Origin of the sequence: Streptomyces sp. Q6, from assembly GCF_036967205.1 — a bacterium.
Classification (GTDB): Bacteria; Actinomycetota; Actinomycetes; order Streptomycetales; family Streptomycetaceae; genus Streptomyces; species Streptomyces citrinus.
In genome coordinates this window covers 5,694,956-5,712,899 of the sequence record NZ_CP146022.1, presented here as the reverse complement: position 1 = coordinate 5,712,899, position 17,944 = coordinate 5,694,956, and the positions used below count along the sequence as shown (strand labels likewise).

Here is a 17,944-nt window from a genome sequence, read left to right as displayed (position 1 = left end):
GACTGCCTCTAACTCACTGATAACTGGCGTATGGGTACGGGGACTTCGGCGCTACTCGGGGGTGGCGTCCAGGGCGTGGCCGACCAGGGCGAGCAGCGTCTCGATCGCCGAGATCCGGCGGCGCGCGTCCATCACGAGGACGGGCACGTGCGGCGGCACGGTGAGCGCCTCGCGCACGTCGTCCGGCGCGAACTCCTCGCTCCCGTCGAAGTGGTTGACGGCCACGACGTACGGCAGTCCGCAGCTCTCGAAGTAGTCGAGCGCGGGGAAGCAGTCGGACAGGCGGCGGGTGTCGGCGAGCACGACGGCGCCGATCGCGCCGCGCACCAGGTCGTCCCACATGAACCAGAAGCGCTGCTGGCCCGGCGTACCGAAGAGGTAGAGCACCAGGTCGTCGTCGAGCGTGATGCGGCCGAAGTCCATGGCGACCGTGGTGGTCGTCTTGTCGGGCGTCGCGGTGAGGTCGTCGGTGTCCTCGCTCGCCCGGGTCATCAGCGCCTCCGTCTGGAGGGGCTGGATCTCCGAGACGGCGGTCACCAGCGTCGTCTTGCCGACGCCGAAGCCACCCGCGACGACGATCTTCGTGGCGATCGGGGCCCGGGTCCGGTCCGTCTGCCAGGCCTGCAACTGCTCGTCCTCGCCGGGGAGTCCCGCGACGAGTTCAGAGACGGCGGAGTCCACTCAGCACCCTTTCCAGGAGCGCGCGGTCCGGCTGTCCCGGGCCGTGACCTGTTCCGTACACGCGGATCTTTCCCTGGTCGGCGAGGTCGCTGAGGAGCACGCGGACCACGCCCAGGGGCATCTTGAGGAGCGCGGCGATCTCGGCGACCGTGCGCATGCGGCGGCACAGCTCGACGATGGCCCGCATCTCCGGCATGACGCCCGCGAGGGTGCCCTTGCCCAGTTCGAGGCGCTCGTCGGCCGCTTCGAGTTCGAGCGCGGCCACGAACGTCTCGACGAGCAGCACGTGCCCGAAGCGGGTCCGGCCGCCGGTGAGGGAGTAGGGGCGGACACGGGCGGGCCTGCGCCCCCCGCCGCGCACGGGGAGTTTGCTCGTACTGCTCGTACTGCCGGCTGTCATCGGGTGGTCTCCATCGACTGGCGCAGTTCGCTGCGGAGTTCGGGCGTCAGGACGTGCCCGGCACGGCCGACGAAGAGCGCCATGTGGTACGCGATGACGCTCATGTCGCAGTCCGGGGTGGCGTGCACGCCGAGCAGGGAACCGTCACTGATCGACATGACGAAGAGGCTGCCCTCTTCCATCGCGACCATGGTCTGCTTGACGCCTCCGCCGTCCATCAGCTTGGCGGCGCCGATGGTCAGGGAGCCGACGCCGGACACGATGGTGGCCAGGTCGGCACTCGATCCCTTGGGGCCGCCGCTGTGGCCGGCCGGGGTCTGTCGGTTCCTCCCCGGGTCCGAGGAGAGCAGGAGCAGTCCGTCGGACGAGACGACGGCGACGGAGAGGAGCCCTGGCACCTCCTCGACCAGATTGGTCAGCAGCCAGTGCAGGTTGCGTGCTGCCGAACTCAGTGCAGGGGTGGGCGCAGTCAACTGCTTGCCTCCTCGGCGGTGTCCCCCTTGGCTTCTCCACTAAGTACTGGGTCCTCGGCCAGCTCGACCTCCACGTCCCTGCGGCCCTCCTGGGCGCCGCGGTGGAAGCCGCCGAGCCGGCGCCGCAGCGCGTCCGCGTCGACGGAGCCGGTGCGCGGCTTCGGAGCGGGGGCGGCGGCGGTGACCTTCGGGGTGCGCTTGGGCAGGCCCTTGTCGGTGAGGCGCTCGCCGGTGGGGGCGGGCGGCTCGGCGGGCGTGCGCTGCGGCGGCACCTCGGCGGCGGGAGCGGGCGCCGGCGGCTCGGCGGGGCTCTCGTCCGCGGTGCGCTCGTGCGTGTCGGGCTCCGCGTCGTAGCGGGCCGGCGGCGCGACGAGCTCCATCGTCGTCTCGGCCTCGGACTCCCGTACGGCGTGCTCGGCGGCCTGGATCAGCGGGTCAGCGGCGCCGGGGGCGGGCAGCGTACGGCCGTCGAGGACGTTGGAGTTGGCCTCGGCCTCGGAGCCCGGCAGGTGTACGGCGGGCGCGCCGCCGGGCACGGGTACGGCGGGCGGTACGGCCGCCGCGGGGACCGGGGCGAGCAGCGCGGTGGGCAGGACGACGACGGCCGCGATGCCGCCCTGCTTCTGCTCGCGCAGCCGGACCCGCAGGCCGTGCCGGGCGGCGAGGCGCGCGACGACGTACAGGCCGAGGCCGAGCCCGTCGGTGTCCTCCGGGTCGTGCGCCTGCTCGGCGCTGAAGGCGGCGAGCCGGGCGTTCAGCTCGCGCATCCGGTCCTCGGCCATGCCGATGCCCTCGTCCTGCACGGAGAGCATCACCTCGCCGTTCTCCAGGAGCCAGCCGGAGACCTCGACGGCGGCGTCCGGCGGCGAGAACGACGTGGCGTTCTCCAGGAGTTCGGCCACGAGGTGGCTGAGGTCGTCGGCCGCGAACCCGGCGATGTGCGCGTGCGGCGGCAGCGCGGCGATGCGTACCCGCTCGTACCGCTCGATCTCGGAGACGGCGGCGCGCGCGACGTCGACGAGGGGGACGGATCCGGCGTGCTGCTGTCCGTGCTCGGCGCCCGCGAGGACCAGCAGGTTCTCGCTGTGGCGCCGCATGACGGTGGCGAAGTGATCGAGCTTGAAGAGGGTAGCGAGCCGCTCCGGGTCCTGCTCGCGCTCCTCCAGGCCCTCGATGACGCCGAGTTGGCGCTCGACGAGGCCGAGGGTGCGCAGGGCCAGGTTGACGAACGTGCCGTGGATGGAGTGCCTGGCGCGCTCCAACTGGACAGCCGCCTCGGCCAGTTCGGCGCGCAGCGCGTCGCGCTCGTCGGCCATCCGCTGGCGCTCGCCGATCAGGTGCTTGCGGTCGGACTCCAGGGTGGCCTGGCGCTCGTTGAGGGCGACGGCGTGCGCGTGCAGGGCGTTGACGGAGCGGACGACCTGGGCGAACTCGTCGTTGCGGCCGGTGAACTTGACCGGCTCCTCCGTCAGCGGCGCCTCGGCGACGCGGGCCGAGCCGATCCGCAGCACGGCCAGCGGCCGGGTCAGCGAGCGGGCGGCGCCCATGGCCACGCCCACCGCCGAGAGGAGCAGGACGCCGATGAGCGCGATCCGCAGCTCCAGGGCGGTCACGTCGTCGTCGCGCAGCTGCTCCAGGCGCTTGACGCGCTGGTCGCCGAGGGCGGCCTCGGCGCCCCGCATGAGGTCGATGCGGGCGGTCAGGGCGGCGTCGACGCTCTTGCTCCTGTAGCCGAGCTCGGCGTCGGAGAGCGTGGGCGCGTCGGTGAGCCGCTTCAGGTAGGAGTCGGCCTTGGCGGCGTCGGGTCCGGTGACCGTCGAGTCGTACGCGTTCACGGAGGCGGCCGGGGCGGACTCGCGGAAGTCGTCGAGGGCGGCCCGCTCGCGCACCCGGGCCAGCTGGGCCGCGGCGCTCAGCTCGTCCCGCTGCCCGCTGTCGGCGGAGTCCTCGCTCACCACGGTCTTCGGCAGGCCCGTGACGGGGTCGACGACGGTCGTGGTGTCCGTGGAGCGCGGGACGGCGTACGCGGCGAGCAGCAGCCCCCGTGCGGCCGACGCCTGCTCGACGGCGCGGTCCAGGTCGGCGAGGGCGTGCGCGCCGGCGCCGGCGCGGGCCGGGATCCGGTCCGCCAGGTCCTCGGCGAGCCGGTGCAGCTCGGCGATGGCCTTCGAGTACGCGGTGTGCGCCTCCAGGGCCGAGCCCTTGCCGGTGAGGGCGGCGCGGCGCACGGCGGCGATCTCGTCGATGGAGCGGCGCAGGGTCCCGGGCGCGTCGGCCCGCAGCTCCTGCACCTGCCGGTCGACCCGCGCGCTGCGCGCCTCGGTGAGCCCCTGGCCCTTGGGGCGCCCGGCGGCGATGTAGACGGTGACCTCGTCGCGCTCGTCGGCGAGGGCGTGCGACAGGGAGAGCGCGAGCTGGGTGCGCGCGGCGTCGTCGACCAGCTCCTGCGTGTCGCTGAGCCGGCCCGACGCGGCGACGACGGAGGGGACTCCCGCCCCCGCGATGGCGGCGGCCACGACGGCCACCGCGACGATCAGCCGGTTGCGCACGCGCGCGCGTTTGCCGGTCCCGATCACGGGTGGGGCGCCAAGACCGCTGTCCCCGTTACCGCCGGAGGTGTTACGCAACCTGGTGCTCGCATTCCTGACTCGTCGTACCCCTGGGCCGGATGACGGTCCGTCAACACAGGTGCCCCTCTGGCATGGCTCCTGACCATTCCAGTGCCGGTGAGCAGCGGGCGTGCATCACCTGCCCCGCCACCCGAAGGAGTGAACATCGACCGGGAGTTGAGGAGCAAGTTCCCCGCTCGACTTCACCATCCTTTCCCGGAGAGCCGGTTGGACGTCCTTCACAGGCTTTGGCAAGATGCCCCGCCACCCGTCCACCGGAGTTGATCATTCCGCCCCAAACCCCCCACCATGACCTGCTGGTACGGTCCAACTCCCGCGATTCGTCCACCTTGTGAAGACGCCGTGCAGACTGGCCGGATGCGCATCGACCTGACCACCGAGCCCGGTGACCCCGCCCGCCCGAACGAGGACTACGCATCCGTCGCGGTTCCGGCGTCCGGACAGGGCGGATCACTCGTCGTCCTCGACGGCGTCACCCCTCCGTCCGGCGACGCGGGCTGTCTGCATTCCGTCCCCTGGTTCACGGCCCACCTCGGCGGCGCACTGTCCGAACTGTCCGCTACGCGGCGGGATATGACCCTGCTTGACATCCTCTCCACCGGCATCACACGGACCGCCGACACCCACCGCGGAACCTGTGACCTTTCTCACCCGCGCACGCCTCAGGCAACCGTCGTCCTCGCGCGCTGGGACGCGGACGTGGTCGAGCATCTGGTGCTCTCCGACTCGGCGTTGCTCGTCGAGGCGCCGGACGGCACGGTGACCGCGCTCCTCGACGACCGCCTGTCCCGGGTCCCGCGCGCCTGCCTGGTCTCGGACGAGGTGGCCGACGCGACCGTGCGCAACAAGGAGGGCGGCTTCTTCACGGCGGCGGCCGACCCGGCGGTGGCGTCCCGCGCGGTGACCGGCACGCTCCCCCGCGCCGACGTCCGCGCCCTCGCGGCGATGACGGACGGCGTGACCCGCTGGGTGGACACGTTCGGCGAGGGCGACTGGACGGACCTGTTCGCCCTCGTCCGCAAGGAAGGCGCCTCGGGCACGGTGTCCCGGGTCCGCGCCCTGGAGACCGCGGACGAACACACCCGGACCCACCTACGCCGCAGCAAGACCCACGACGACGCCTCGGTGGTGTTCGCGGAACTGTGACGGCCCGGGGCCCCCGCGCGTGACGGCCGCGGGCCCGTTCACTCCTCGATTCCGGCGTTCAACTGGTGCAGCAGCCGGGCCAGTTCCGCGACCTCACGGCGGTCCCAGCCCGCCAGCTGGCGCACGTACCGCATCCGCCGCGCGTCCCGCACCTCGCGGCAGTTGGCGCGGCCGTGCCCGGTGAGGGAGACGAGCCAGGCGCGGCCGTCCGCGGGGTCGGGTTCGCGGGAGACCAGGCCGAGGTCCTCCAGGGCGCGCAGCTGGCGGCTCATCGTCGCCTTGCCGACGCCGATGTACGCGGCGAGCGTGGTCGCCCGCTGCGCGCCGCACTCGTCCAGGCGGGCGAGGAGCCCGTACGCGGACGGTTCCAGGTCCGGGTGGACCTCGCGGGCCATCTCCCCCGAGGAGGCCCGCGCGCGGCGCAGGAAGACCGTCAACTCCCGCTCCAGGGACAGGAATTCGTGGTCCACACCAGTCGGCGCGGCGGCGGAGTTCGCGTCACGTTCCGCGTTCCGCCGCTCGCCGTTCCCGTCTTCGTGCACGTCAGCACCCATGGCCAGAGATTCCCCGGGTTTCCGAATTCTGAAAGTTTTCGCCAATCGCCGCCATCGCCGCAGCTCCGCCAGTATTTCGCAGGAGTAGACCAACGGCGGCATCCAGGCCCCCTTCCCTCGCCCTGGTCTACATGCGTAGCGTCATGCACGACAGCGCGGATGGCATGTTCATACCATCGACATGTCGACAGGTCGCCGCTGCGCACTTCCCCACGGCACAGCACCAGGCCCGCACTGTCCAGGCCGGCACCCCGCAGGCCGGCACCCGCACAGGTCAGCACAGCACAGGTCATCGATCAGCACCCCTGATCCCCCACGAGGCCTTCGGAGGCACTCACATGCCCGTGCACAGACCCGGAACCAGCCGCCGCACCCGCGCCACCGCGGCCGGAGCCCTGTTCGCAGCGCTCTCCCTCTTCCTCACCCTGCCGAGCGCGGCGCACGCCGCCGACACCCCCACCCGCGGCGAGGCCTACCTCGGCATGGGCGTCGCGGCGCACGACGGCGACACCGGCCAGGGCCCCGTCACCCGGGCCACCCAGACCGAGGGCGTCGACGTCAGCAGCCACCAGGGCAACGTGTCCTGGTCCACGCTCTGGGGCAGCGGCGTGAAGTGGGCCTACGTCAAAGGCACCGAGGGCACGTACTACACGAACCCCTACTTCGCGCAGCAGTACAACGGCTCCTACAACGTGGGCATGATCCGCGGCTCGTACCACTTCGCCACCCCCGACACCACGAGCGGCGCCACGCAGGCCAACTACTTCGTGGACCACGGGGGCGGCTGGTCGCGGGACGGCAAGACCCTGCCGGGCGCGCTCGACATCGAGTGGAACCCGTACGGCGCCGCCTGCTACGGCAAGACGCAGAGCGCGATGGTGACCTGGATCCGGGACTTCCTGAACCAGTACAAGGCCCGCACCGGCCGTGACGCCGTCATCTACACGGCGACGAGCTGGTGGACGCAGTGCACCGGCAACTCCTCGGCCTTCGGCGCCACCAACCCGCTGTGGGTCGCCCGCTACGCCGCCGACCCGGGCACGCTGCCCGCGGGCTGGGGCTACTACACGATGTGGCAGTACACGTCGTCCGGTCCGACGGTCGGCGATCACAACAAGTTCAACGGCGCCCTGGACCGCGTACAGGCGCTCGCCAACGGCTGAGCCGGTCCCGCCCGTACGGCAGACCCGTACGGCAGACAGGAGAAAGCGGCCGGTTCCCCCACGGAACCGGCCGCCTTCGTCTGGGGTGGGCTCAGCTCAGCACTTGCCCGCCGGCCTGTCGCGCTTCACGAGGTTCGTGGAGCCGGTGGTGCCGTCCAGCCACAGCACGCGCTGTCCGGTGTCGGCGGCCGCGTAGGCCTGGTCGCCGCGGTTGCAGGAGACGCGCTTGGGGCCGCCCTTGCCGTCGGGAGCGACCTGGTACAGCTTCGGCAGCGTCGCGTTGGCCCACGTGGTGGCCGGGGGCAGCTGGGTGACGGTGACCGCGTCGTCCGAGGCGGTGAGCGTGTACGCGTACAGCGAGCCGGTGCCGGACTCCGGGGTGACGGTGAGGGGGTTCGTGCCGTCGAGGCCGGCGCGGCGCACCATGGCCTTGCCGCCGTCGGTCAGGTCCGTGTCCTCGATCCAGAAGACGCCGTCGTCGGTGATGGCGGTCTGGCCGACGCTCTGCACGCCGCTGCTGACGGGCATCGCCTTGGTGGTGCCGGCCGCCGCGTCGAAGACGTTGACGCCGAGCACGGCGTTGCCGTTCGCGTCGGGCGTCAACGCCGCGAAGGCGATCTTGCCGTTCTTGACGGAGGGCAGGCCCGAGATGCGGTAGGGACGGCCGCCGTCGACCAGGCCGACCTCGCCGGTCTTCATGTTGACGTACCGGACGTTCGTCACGCCGTACTGCGGGTTGGTCGCGGTGTACGCGACGTAGTCGCCGTCCACGACGAGCCCGGAGACGTCGCTGCCGATGGCGTCGACCCGCTTGGCGAGTCCGCCGCCGACCGGGCGCGCCATGATGGAGACGCCGTTGCTGCTGTAGTCGGCCCACACCACGGTCTTGCCGTCGGTGTTCGCGTAGACGTTGTAGTCACCGTTGTTGGGGCTCACCTGCTGGGGTGCGCCCTTGCCGGAGGTGTCGCCCACCCACACCGAGTACGGCTCGCTGCCGTCCTCGTTGCTGCGCGAGACGGCGTACTTGCCGCCGCCCGCGCCGACGTTGGTGGAGGACGTGTTGACCGCGGTCAGGAGGGTGTCCGTGTCGACGCCGAGCTTGGTCTCCCAGCCGGGCACGATGCCGTGCCGGGCGAAGGCGTCCTCGACGGTCTGCACCTGGGCCTTGGTGGCGCCCAGCTCCTGTGCGGCCGCGAGGACGGCGGCGCGGCCCTCGGTGAAGCCGTCGAGCGGCGTCATGTACGCGGTCAGCGCGCGGTAGACGACCTGGTCGGCGAAGTCGCCGCCGAAGCTCTTGCGGATGTCCCACAGCGCGCCCGAGAAGATCGGCGAGTTGAGGTGCACGCCGCCGCTGTCACCGCGGGCGGTGACGCCGATGAAGTCCTTCTGCGTGGTCATGTCGTTGTTGAGGTCGCGCAGCGCGCACTCGCGCGGCGACAGCGTGGTGCACAGGTCCTCGCCGAGCAGACCCGAGTCCGGGTCGTCCATCGACTGACCGCTCGACTCCAGGTCGATGGCGTTGCCGAAGTAGTCCGAGATCGCCTCGTTGATCGCGCCGGACTGGCCCACGTACACGAGGTTCGCGCTGTGCTCGGTGACGCCGTGCGTCATCTCGTGGCCCACGACGTCGGCGTCCGCCGAGAAGGTGCGGTAGTCGCCGCCTCCCTGGCCGTACACCATCTTGCTGCCGTCCCAGAAGGCGTTGTTGTACGGGCCGCCGTTGGCCGTGACGCCGACGAGCGAGTAGATGTACTCGTCCTTGTCGTCGAGCCCCTTACGGCCGAAGTGGTCCTTGTAGTAGCCGTAGACCTTGTTGGCGGCCCAATGGGCGTCCACCGCACCGGAGTCGGTGGCGTCGGCGCCGAACTCGGGGGTGGTCGAGGAGAAGACCTTGACGCCGCTCGGCCAGGTGCCGGACGCGTACGCGACGTCGACGCCGCGCGCGTCGTAGGTCTTCAGCATGGGGCCTTCGTACGGGTCCTCGGCGGTCCGGAACCCGTAGTCGATCATCTGGTAGGTGCCGTCGGCGCCCTTGTACAGGTTGAGGTCGGCCTTCTCGCCGTTGTAGCGGGTGCCGGAGCCCTTGACGAGGAACGGCGGGACGGACGTGGTGGCGGCGTCGTCCGCGGTCGTCGCCGCGTCCTGCGTCTGTCCGGTGGCCGTGTCCGTCGAGCCGAAGGACTGGATGCCGCTGTACTGGAGCAGCGGGAACCCGGAGTGGGCGTCGACGTACACCTCCTGCCGCACCGGCGTCCCGTCGGCCGGGTTGCTGCCCGTGACGGTGATGTGGCGGGCGAGCACGCCCTCGCCCTGCGGCAGGACGACGACTCCTTCGGCCTTGCCGCTGAGCGGGTTCTCGCCGGCCTTGGCGCCCTTGGCGGGTGCGCGCAGCGGGGCCGTGCCGAGCTGGGTGGCCGCGGCGGCGACGGCGCGCTGGATCGCGACCTTCTCGGAGACCTTCGGCGTGACCGTGTCCAGCTTCAGCTCGGTGAAGTACTTGCCGGACGTGCCGGTGACGGTGCGCTTGCCGTCCTTCTTCTCCATGCGGACCACGTACTGGCCGCCGAGCACTTCGACGCCCCGGTACTTCTGCTGGAGCCGGACCGTCTCGCGGCCGCCCTTGGCGGTCGTGGTGCCGAGCGAGGTGAGGTCCTTCGCCGAGGTGTCCGCGATGTGGTAGCGGCCCTTCTTGCCGGCGAGGTGGCCGCGGGCCGCGTCGGCGGCGCTGTCGGTGGCGGACACCTCGTCGTGCAGCCCGGTGACGAGCGAGGGGGTGTCGGTGTCGGTGTCCGCGCCGTTCACGACCGGGGCCGTGGTGTCGGCCGCCTGCGCGGCCGACACTCCGGTGACCATCAGGCCCGCGGCGGCGAGCAGTGCCGCCACTCCGTGGGCCGCGGCTATGCCCCGGCCCCGGCTCGTGTCCTTACGTCTGCGTGCTGAGGTCCCCACAGTTGCCCTCCGGTGCCACTGATGCGTGAACGGATGTCGGTGCGGCCATGCAAAGGCCGGGCACCCCGTGGGAACAATGCGTTCCGGGTGCTTACTTGTGTACGTGCACACTTGTGTGGCCTGCATCGATCAACGGAAAATGCCCAGGTGACATCGGGTGGGCACGACGCGCAGTGGCAGGCTCTCGGACTCGGCGAGGAAGAGCTCAGGGTGTACGAAGCCCTGCTCACACCGCCCGCGTTCACTTCGCGGGCGGGGCTCGCGCGGGCGGTCGGGCTCTCGGTCCGGCGGACCGGCGCCGTCCTCGGCCACCTCGCCGACCGCGGTTTCACGGTGCCGCAGCCGCGCGGCGGCACGGTGCCCGTCGCGGTCGCGCCCGCGACGGCCCTGCGCAATCTGCTCCATCACCGCCAGGCGGAACTCCTGCACCGGTCGGCCGAGTTGGAGGAGCTCACCGGTTCCGTGGACCGGCTCGCCGCGCAGCTCCTGAGCGCCACCCCCGCGGACGTCCGGGCGATGGGCATCGAGACGGTCCGCGGCGGCCGGGCGATCAGCGAGCGCATCGCGGCGATGCTGGCGTCGGCGACCGAGGAGGTGGCGCTCCTGGACCGCCCGCCGTACGCGTCCTCCCAGCCGGACGGCATGCCGACCCCGCTCGACATGGCGTCGCCCGTGCGGCGCGGGGCACGGGTGCGGGCGGTCGTGGACCGGGAGGGCTTCACCTTTCCCGGGCGGGCGCGCGGCCTCAACGACCTTGCCGCGCAAGGGGTTCAGATACGGGTCGGCCAGGACCTGCCGACCAAGCTGTTCACCGTCGACCGGCGGGTGACGCTGCTGCCGCCGACCGACGCGGCGGACCCGACGGCCTCCGCGCTCGTGGTGAACGACTCGCTACTCAGCCACGCCCTGGTGCCGCTGTTCGAGGCGGTGTGGGAGCGCTCCATGCCGATCGGTTCGGACTCCCCCGACCAGGTCACGGACGAGGACCGCGAGCTCCTGACGATGCTCGCCTCGGGCCTGAAGGACGAGGCGATCGCCCGCCGCCTCGACCTCCATGTGCACACGGTGCGCCGCCGCATCACCCGTCTGATGACGATGCTGAACGCGCAGACCCGCTTCCAGGCGGGTGTGCGGGCGACGCTGAGGGGCTGGCTCGACTCCAGCCCCTCAGGCACCTGACGGTCCGCGCGCGGCTCACGCGGCGACGGGGACCTCCACCTTCACCTCGGCCGGGGCCAGGGCCAGTTCGAGAACCTGTCGGACGTCCGTCACCGGGTGCACCTCCAGCTTCTCCAGGACCTCCGCCGGGACATCGTCCAGGTCGGCCTCGTTGCGCTTCGGGATGATGACGGTCGTGATGCCCGCCCGGTGCGCGGCGAGCAGCTTCTGCTTCACGCCGCCGATGGGCAGCACCCGGCCCGTCAGCGAGACCTCACCGGTCATCGCCACATCCGTACGGACGAGGCGTCCGCTCAGCAGCGACGCGAGGGCGGTCGTCATCGTGACGCCCGCGCTCGGCCCGTCCTTCGGCACCGCGCCCGCGGGGAAGTGGATGTGCACGCCCCGCTCCTTCAGGTCGGCGACGGGCAGCTCCAGTTCGGCGCCGTGGGAACGCAGGAAGGACAGGGCGATCTGCGCCGACTCCTTCATGACGTCACCCAGCTGACCGGTCAGGGTCAGCCCGGCCGCCCCGGTCTCCGCGTCGGCGAGGGACGCCTCGACGAAGAGGACGTCGCCACCGGCTCCGGTGACCGCGAGGCCGGTCGCGACACCCGGCACCGCCGTGCGCCGCTCGGCCGGGTCCTGCGCGGACTCGGGCACGTGGTGCGGCCGCCCGATGAGCGCCCGCAGGTCACCCTCGCCGACCGTGAACGGCAGCTCCCGGTCGCCGAGTTCGTGCTGGGCCGCGACCTTGCGCAGCACCCGCGTGACGGCCCGCTCCAGGTTGCGGACACCGGCCTCCCGCGTGTACTCACCGGCGAGCTTGCGCAACGCGTCCTCGTCGAGGGCGACCTCACCGTCGGCGAGTCCGGCGCGCTCCAGCTGTCGCGGCACCAGGTGGTCCCGCGCGATGACGACCTTCTCGTCCTCGGTGTAGCCGTCGAGGCGGACGAGCTCCATCCGGTCGAGCAGTGCCTCGGGGATGGCTTCGAGCACGTTCGCGGTCGCCAGGAACACGACGTCGCTCAGGTCCAGCTCCACCTCCAGGTAGTGGTCCCGGAAGGTGTGGTTCTGCGCCGGGTCGAGCACTTCGAGGAGGGCGGCGGCCGGGTCGCCCCGGAAGTCCGATCCCACCTTGTCGATCTCGTCGAGCAGCACGACCGGGTTCATGGACCCGGCCTCCTTGACGGCCCGCACGATCCGTCCCGGCAGCGCGCCCACGTACGTACGCCGGTGGCCGCGGATCTCGGCCTCGTCCCGGACGCCGCCGAGCGCGACGCGGACGAACTTGCGGCCCATGGCGTGGGCGACGGACTCACCGAGGCTCGTCTTTCCCACTCCGGGCGGGCCGACGAGCGCGAGCACGGCACCGCCGCGCCGCCCGCCGACGACCCCGAGCCCCCGCTCGGAGCGCCGCTTGCGCACGGCCAGGTACTCGGTGATCCGCTCCTTGACGTCGTCGAGACCGAAGTGCTCGGCGTCGAGGACGGCGCGGGCGCCGCGGATGTCGTACGCGTCCTCGGTCCGCTCGTTCCACGGCAGTTCGAGGACGGTGTCCAGCCAGGTCCGGATCCAGGAGCCCTCCGGCGACTGGTCGCTGGACCGCTCCAGCTTGTCGACCTCCTTGAGGGCCGCCTCGCGGACCTTCTCGGGCAGGTCGGCGGCCTCGACGCGGGCCCGGTAGTCGTCGGACTCCTCGCCGTCCTGCTCGCCGTTGATCTCGCGCAGTTCCTTGCGTACGGCTTCGAGCTGGCGGCGCAGCAGGAACTCGCGCTGCTGCTTGTCGACGCCTTCCTGCACGTCCTTGGCGATGGTCTCGGCGACGTCCTGCTCGGCGAGGTGCTCACGCAGCTGGGCGGTGGCGAGCTTGAGGCGGGCGACCGGGTCGGCGGTCTCCAGGAGTTCGACCTTCTGCGCGGTCGTGAGGAACGGGGAGTAGCCGGAGTTGTCGGCGAGGGCGGACACGTCGTCGATCTGCTGGACGCGGTCCACGACCTGCCAGGCTCCGCGCTTCTTCAGCCAGTTCGTGGCGAGCGCCTTGTACTCCTTGACGAGTTCGGTGACCGCGCCGGGCAGCGGCTCGGGCACCTCCTCCTCGACGGTCACGCCCTCCACCCACAGAGCGGCGCCGGGCCCGGTCGTGCCCGCGCCGATGCGCACGCGGCCGCGGCCGCGGATCAGCGCGCCCGGGTCGCCGTCGGCGAGGCGCCCCACCTGCTCGACGGTGCCGAGCACACCGGTGTTCGCGTACGTGCCGTCGACCCGCGGAACAAGGAGCACCTTCGGCTTGGTTCCCCCGTCGGGCCCGCTGGAGCGGGCGGCGGCCTGAGCGGCCTCCACCGCGGCGCGTACGTCGGTGTCGTTCAGGTCCAGCGGCACCACCATTCCGGGCAGCACGACCTCGTCGTCGAGGGGCAGCACCGGCAGGGTGAGTGGGTTGGACGTCGAAGCCATGATCTCTCCCTAGGCAGTCAAGTTGAGCTATGTCGACTCAATGCTTGAGCACCTCCGAATGTTCCCGACCGCGCGTTCGCTGTCAGCGATCACCTCTGTCGCGCCGGAACACCGCACACGTAAGGTTCACTCACCACAAGCAACCATTACATCCGGGGAGTGGCCATGGCGGACGCGGGCGTGGATCGTGTGGATCACGTACGGGACTGGGTCGACGGCTGGGTCGTCTCGCGCGGGGCGACTCCCCCGCTCGTCGAGCCCTGGGGCTACACGATCCACGTGGGCCTGCCGCAGCAGGTCGGCCGGCACGTCATCGGCGCCACGAACGACGCGGTGCGCGAGGAGGACGTCCGCAAGGCGACGGAGTCGACGCGCGCCAGGAACACCCACCTGAAGGTCTTCGCGGACCCGGCCCGGGTGCTGCCCTGGCTCGGCCCGGAATGGGAGCCGTACGGCTCGGACGACTACCTGATGACGACGGAGCTGACCCCGGCACCGGCCCCCGAGGTCCCCTCCGGCTACCACCTGCGCTCCTGGACCCGCGGAGCCGTCACCCGCCTCCTGATCACCGACGCCGACGGCGCCTTCGCGGCGCGCGGCCAGGTCGTGCCGACCGGCGCGAGCGCGGTGGTCGACCAGATCGAGACGTCCGAGGACCACCGCCGCAAGGGCCTCGGCCGGGTCATCATGGGCACGCTCCACGCGGCGGCCCACGCCACGGGCGCCACCCGAGCCGTCCTCGCCTGCACCCCCGAGGGCCACCTCCTCTACAAGGCGGTGGGCTGGCGGACGGTGGCCCCCCTGACGAACGCGACGTACGTGGGCCCGCGCTGAGCACCTGCCCCGCCCGCCCCTGAGCGGCCGGGCCCGTACCGGAATCCCTTTGCCCGGCCCGGTCGCACACCCCGATACTGCGGCGCATGACCCCGCCCCCGCCGACCCCCGCGCAGCAGGCCGCCCTGCGGCACGTGCGCGCGGCCGGTCGCGCGGGCCGCGCCGACGCCCTCGCCCGGCTGCGCGGCCACGGAGTCACGCCCGCCAAGGCGGCCGCACTGATCGCGACGGTGCGCGCCCACGCGCGCGTGACCCTGAACTTCCACCCGGACCGCCTCGTGCCCGCGCTCGGCCACCGCGCCACCGTCGCCGAGCGGCTCGCCGCCGACGGCCGGTACCGCGGCCAGTACGAGACGGGTCTGTCGAACGGCAGCCGCAGCGCGCACCCGGGCGGCCCGCGCGACGGGTGGGAAGAGCGGCTGTTCGGCGGGGCCTACCGGAGCGCCGCCCCCGAGCAGCGGCCCACGTACGGGGCGTTGAACCTCATGCGGCACGCGGACGGCGCCGCGCCCCGGTTCGGGTCGTGCCATGTGCGGCTGCGGCCCGAGGTGAACGAGCGGACCAGTTTCTGCTTCGGCGACAGCCATGTCGGCCCGGCCGACATCGGCACGGCGGACGCGCTGCACCCCGTGCTCGCCGCTCTCGTGGCGGACGCGGCGATGACGGGCGCGTCGCTCGGTGTGCGGGGCGCCGACCCGGTGACGGCGATCCGCGCGCTGCCGGAAGGCGCACCGCGGCCCATCGGCCGCTCCCTCGACTTCTCCGTGGAGGCGCAGGTGCACGGCGACGTGGACCTGGCCAGGGACGCGGAGGCGCTCGTCCTCGACCCGTCCTTCCGCGGCACCCGGAGCGGCGACCTGCTCGCCGGCCTCGGACTGCCGGTGGAGTGGCACTGCGGGTTCGTCCTGCGCCCGGCGGGCCGGGACGCGGAACTCGCCGCGTTCCGCGGCCCCGCGCTGCCGTCGGTCGCGGCGCGGGTGGCCGGCGAGTTCGGGACCGGCGGCGCCCTCGACGCGGCGGCCGTCGGACGGGCGGCCGCCTCGGTCGTCAGGTCACCGCGGAGCTGGTCGGCCCACGGCGGCCAGGACGCGGTCCTGCAGTACGTCAAGCAGCTGTGGCACTGCCTCGTGCGGTTCGGGGTGTCTCCGCCGCCGGTCGGGGGCGGGTCCAGCGGCGGACCAGGGGCCAGGTCGCCACACCGATGGCCAGGGCCAGCAGATGTCCCCAGTTGCTCAGCGGATCGGTGAACGCGATCAGGTCCGCGACGAGCATTCCGCCGAAGCCGAGCAGCACCAGGAGGCGGGGCCACGGGGTGAGCAGGCCGGCCAGCGCTCCTATGCTCGCGGCGACACCGAAGCTGATGCCGTAGTCGAGGCGGTGCAGGGAGCTGTCGGGAAGGTGGCCCGCCAGCACGGAGAAGCCGACCGGGACCTCCGTGGCGAGGGTCGCGAGGACGTGGCCGAGCAGGAAGACGCCGGCCGCGCGCACTCCTCCTATACGCCGCTCCAGGGCGGTCAGGACGACGACGAAGGCGATCACGAACGGTGACGTGATGCCGCCCGCGATCCACAGCGCGCTGGCCAGCAGCACGAGCACCGGCGACTGGGCCAGATGGGCGACATCGGTGCTGGATGCGCGGAGCAGCGAGGAGACCGTGTCCGGGTCCCCGAACTGCATGTACAGCGAGGTGCCGACGAGGACGACGGCGTACGTGAAGGTGAACGGTGTGCCGGACGGCGTGGGCAGCAGCCGCCACGGCCGCAGCCGGGCGAGGCGTCCGCGGGGCAGCCGCTCCGGGACCGGCGCCCCGGGCTGCGCGGGAACGGCGGGCAGCGGACCCCGCGGGTCGCGCAGCTCGCGTATGTCGGCGTCGGCCGTCACATCCGGTTCCACCCGGGACACCCCTTTCCTGCCGATCCACCCCACCCTTCGCCCCACCGGGTGCCGTTGTCTGTGACCGGCGACACGTGAGGCGCGATGCACAGCAACCTCACAGCAGCGGGCGACGTCCGCAACCCGCCCTCAGCGACGCGCGGGCAGCCCGGCCCCGTCGACCGTGACGGAGCGCAGCAGACGGTCGAGATAGGAGCGGAGCCGCCCCACCATGTCGTACGTGTCGGGGGCGAGCGCCCACTGGAGCTGGAGCCCGTCCATGACAGCGGCGAGCTCGGCGGCGACGCCCTCGGGGTCGGTGTCCGGCCTCAGCTCGCCGCGCTCGACGGCGGCCCGCAGCGGGGCCGCGGTCTTCGCGATGACGGTGCGGTACCGGCGTACGAAGAAGTCGTGGGCGGGGTGGCCCGGCTCACCGGCCTCGCCGGCCAGGACGTTGAACATCTTGGTGCGGCCGGGGCGCTCGGCGTTGTGCGCGGCGAGCTCGACGAGCAGTTCGAACACCTCGACGGGCGTGGCCGGCTCCCGCGAGAAGAACCGCTCGACGTCCTGCTCGTCGCTGCGCCGCAGCACCGAGACGAGCAGGTCCTCCTTGGAGCGGAAGTGGTGCAGCAGCCCGCCCTGCGTGATCCCCACGTCCTTGGCGATCCGGGCCAGCGAGGAGGCGTGGAAGCCCCACCGCGCGTAGTGCTCGACGGCGGTGTCCAGGATCCGGGCGCGCCGCTCGTCCCCCACGGCATAGCTGCCGCGGACCGCGGGTCTACGGGACTTCTGCTCCTGACTGCGCTCCATGTGTCCACCCTATGAGCCGGTCCGCGCACCTCCGCCCGCGCCCACCGCCCCGTACGTGAAACTGGCCCGCATGAGCACCGCGTACCCGGAAGAAACCACCGTCGTCCTGGACCGCCGTGAGGGCCCCTTCGGCGAAATCGTCCTGAGGCGCCGCCACGACCTGCTCCAGATCATCGCCAACGGCACGTTCCTGATGGACACGTCCGACGGCCGCTCCGAGCGACTGCTCGTGGACGCGGCCCTGGACGCGCTGCCCGACGATCGCGAACACCCCGACGTCCTCATCGGCGGCCTGGGCGTCGGCTTCTCGCTCGCCCACGCGGCGGCGGATCCGCGCTGGGGCCGGATCACCGTCGTCGAGCGCGAACCGGCGATCATCGACTGGCATCGCGACGGTCCGCTGACCCACCTCTCGGCCGAGGCGCTCGCCGATCCGCGCACCGAGATCGTCGAGGCCGATCTCGTGCACCACATCCACACAACCACCGCGACATATGACGCGCTCTGCCTCGACATCGACAACGGCCCGGACTGGACCGTGACCGAGGACAACGAGAACCTCTACTCGCCCGCGGGCCTCGCCGCCTGTGCCGCTCGTCTCAACTCCGGTGGCGTGCTGGCCGTTTGGTCCGCACAGCCCTCCGCAAATTTTGAAAGAACCTTGCGGAATGCCGGATTCCGGGCGGTCCGCACCGAAGAGATCCCCGTTGTCCGAGGCGTACCCGACGTGGTGCACCTCGCAGTACGGGCCGCGTAGCCGACCGGCGGTAACTCCCCGTACGCTGACGTCCGAAACCCAGATCATTCAAGCGTCAAG

The 17,944-nt window shown here is 72.1% G+C and carries 14 protein-coding genes and 1 pseudogene; 6 read left to right on the top strand and 9 right to left on the bottom strand.

Annotated features, from left to right (window positions below):
- Positions 1-51 precede the first annotated feature (51 nt).
- The 4 genes from V2W30_RS26685 to V2W30_RS26670 are packed head-to-tail and all read right to left on the bottom strand — an operon-like array spanning position 52 to position 4,103.
- On the bottom strand, positions 52-681 hold the full coding sequence (locus tag V2W30_RS26685; RefSeq protein ID WP_338700405.1) for a GTP-binding protein: 630 nt from the start codon (positions 679-681) through the stop codon (positions 52-54).
- Positions 662-1,081, bottom strand: a complete 420-nt coding sequence (locus V2W30_RS26680; RefSeq protein ID WP_338700403.1) for a DUF742 domain-containing protein — start codon at positions 1,079-1,081, stop codon at positions 662-664. Before V2W30_RS26680 ends, V2W30_RS26685 begins: the two co-directional genes overlap by 20 nt.
- Positions 1,078-1,554 (bottom strand): roadblock/LC7 domain-containing protein, encoded by a 477-nt coding sequence (locus V2W30_RS26675; RefSeq protein WP_338700401.1) that lies wholly within the window; start codon positions 1,552-1,554, stop codon positions 1,078-1,080. Before V2W30_RS26675 ends, V2W30_RS26680 begins: the two co-directional genes overlap by 4 nt.
- Positions 1,551-4,103: a nitrate- and nitrite sensing domain-containing protein gene (locus tag V2W30_RS26670; RefSeq protein ID WP_425244603.1), complete on the bottom strand. Its 2,553-nt coding sequence runs from the start codon at positions 4,101-4,103 to the stop codon at positions 1,551-1,553. Before V2W30_RS26670 ends, V2W30_RS26675 begins: the two co-directional genes overlap by 4 nt.
- Before the next feature lie 438 nt (positions 4,104-4,541).
- Between V2W30_RS26670 and V2W30_RS26665 the strand changes: the two genes are divergently transcribed.
- Positions 4,542-5,330 (top strand): protein phosphatase 2C domain-containing protein, encoded by a 789-nt coding sequence (locus V2W30_RS26665; RefSeq protein WP_338700399.1) that lies wholly within the window; start codon positions 4,542-4,544, stop codon positions 5,328-5,330.
- 38 nt (positions 5,331-5,368) lie between these two features.
- On the opposite strand, the gene V2W30_RS26660 is transcribed toward V2W30_RS26665, so the two are convergent.
- Positions 5,369-5,872 carry a MarR family winged helix-turn-helix transcriptional regulator gene (locus V2W30_RS26660; protein ID WP_338703771.1) on the bottom strand — a complete coding sequence of 168 codons (504 nt, stop codon included), beginning with the start codon at positions 5,870-5,872 and terminating at the stop codon, positions 5,369-5,371.
- Between the two features lie 350 nt (positions 5,873-6,222).
- Between V2W30_RS26660 and V2W30_RS26655 the strand changes: the two genes are divergently transcribed.
- Positions 6,223-7,047 (top strand): lysozyme, encoded by an 825-nt coding sequence (locus tag V2W30_RS26655; protein WP_338700397.1) that lies wholly within the window; start codon positions 6,223-6,225, stop codon positions 7,045-7,047.
- A gap of 96 nt (positions 7,048-7,143) precedes the next feature.
- Here V2W30_RS26655 and V2W30_RS26650 read toward each other — a convergent pair whose 3' ends face one another.
- Positions 7,144-9,996 carry a M4 family metallopeptidase gene (locus V2W30_RS26650; RefSeq protein WP_338700395.1) on the bottom strand — a complete coding sequence of 951 codons (2,853 nt, stop codon included), beginning with the start codon at positions 9,994-9,996 and terminating at the stop codon, positions 7,144-7,146.
- A 147-nt stretch (positions 9,997-10,143) separates the two neighbouring features.
- On the opposite strand from V2W30_RS26650, the gene V2W30_RS26645 reads away from it, so the two are divergent.
- A complete protein-coding gene (locus V2W30_RS26645) occupies positions 10,144-11,175 on the top strand; it encodes a LuxR C-terminal-related transcriptional regulator (protein WP_338700393.1) in 1,032 nt (343 codons plus the stop codon).
- A gap of 15 nt (positions 11,176-11,190) precedes the next feature.
- Here the strand turns inward: V2W30_RS26645 and lon are convergent, their stop codons facing one another.
- A complete protein-coding gene (lon, locus tag V2W30_RS26640; protein WP_338700392.1) occupies positions 11,191-13,611 on the bottom strand; it encodes an endopeptidase La in 2,421 nt (806 codons plus the stop codon).
- Between the two features lie 165 nt (positions 13,612-13,776).
- Between lon and V2W30_RS26635 the strand changes: the two genes are divergently transcribed.
- Complete coding sequence (locus V2W30_RS26635) at positions 13,777-14,445, top strand: GNAT family N-acetyltransferase (protein ID WP_338700391.1); 669 nt, start codon at positions 13,777-13,779, stop codon at positions 14,443-14,445.
- 86 nt (positions 14,446-14,531) lie between these two features.
- A pseudogene (locus V2W30_RS26630) lies at positions 14,532-15,521 on the top strand (DUF3626 domain-containing protein); the annotation flags it as partial.
- Positions 15,522-15,549: 28 nt separating this feature from the next.
- On the opposite strand, the gene V2W30_RS26625 reads toward V2W30_RS26630, so the two are convergent.
- Together V2W30_RS26625 and V2W30_RS26620 are read right to left on the bottom strand one after the other, a co-directional pair.
- Positions 15,550-16,338, bottom strand: a complete 789-nt coding sequence (locus V2W30_RS26625) for a rhomboid-like protein (protein WP_425244602.1) — start codon at positions 16,336-16,338, stop codon at positions 15,550-15,552.
- Positions 16,339-16,467: 129 nt separating this feature from the next.
- Positions 16,468-17,127: a TetR/AcrR family transcriptional regulator gene (locus V2W30_RS26620; protein WP_338700389.1), complete on the bottom strand. Its 660-nt coding sequence runs from the start codon at positions 17,125-17,127 to the stop codon at positions 16,468-16,470.
- 70 nt (positions 17,128-17,197) lie between these two features.
- On the opposite strand from V2W30_RS26620, the gene V2W30_RS26615 reads away from it, so the two are divergent.
- Positions 17,198-17,884 carry a spermidine synthase gene (locus V2W30_RS26615; RefSeq protein WP_338700387.1) on the top strand — a complete coding sequence of 229 codons (687 nt, stop codon included), beginning with the start codon at positions 17,198-17,200 and terminating at the stop codon, positions 17,882-17,884.
- Positions 17,885-17,944 lie beyond the last annotated feature (60 nt).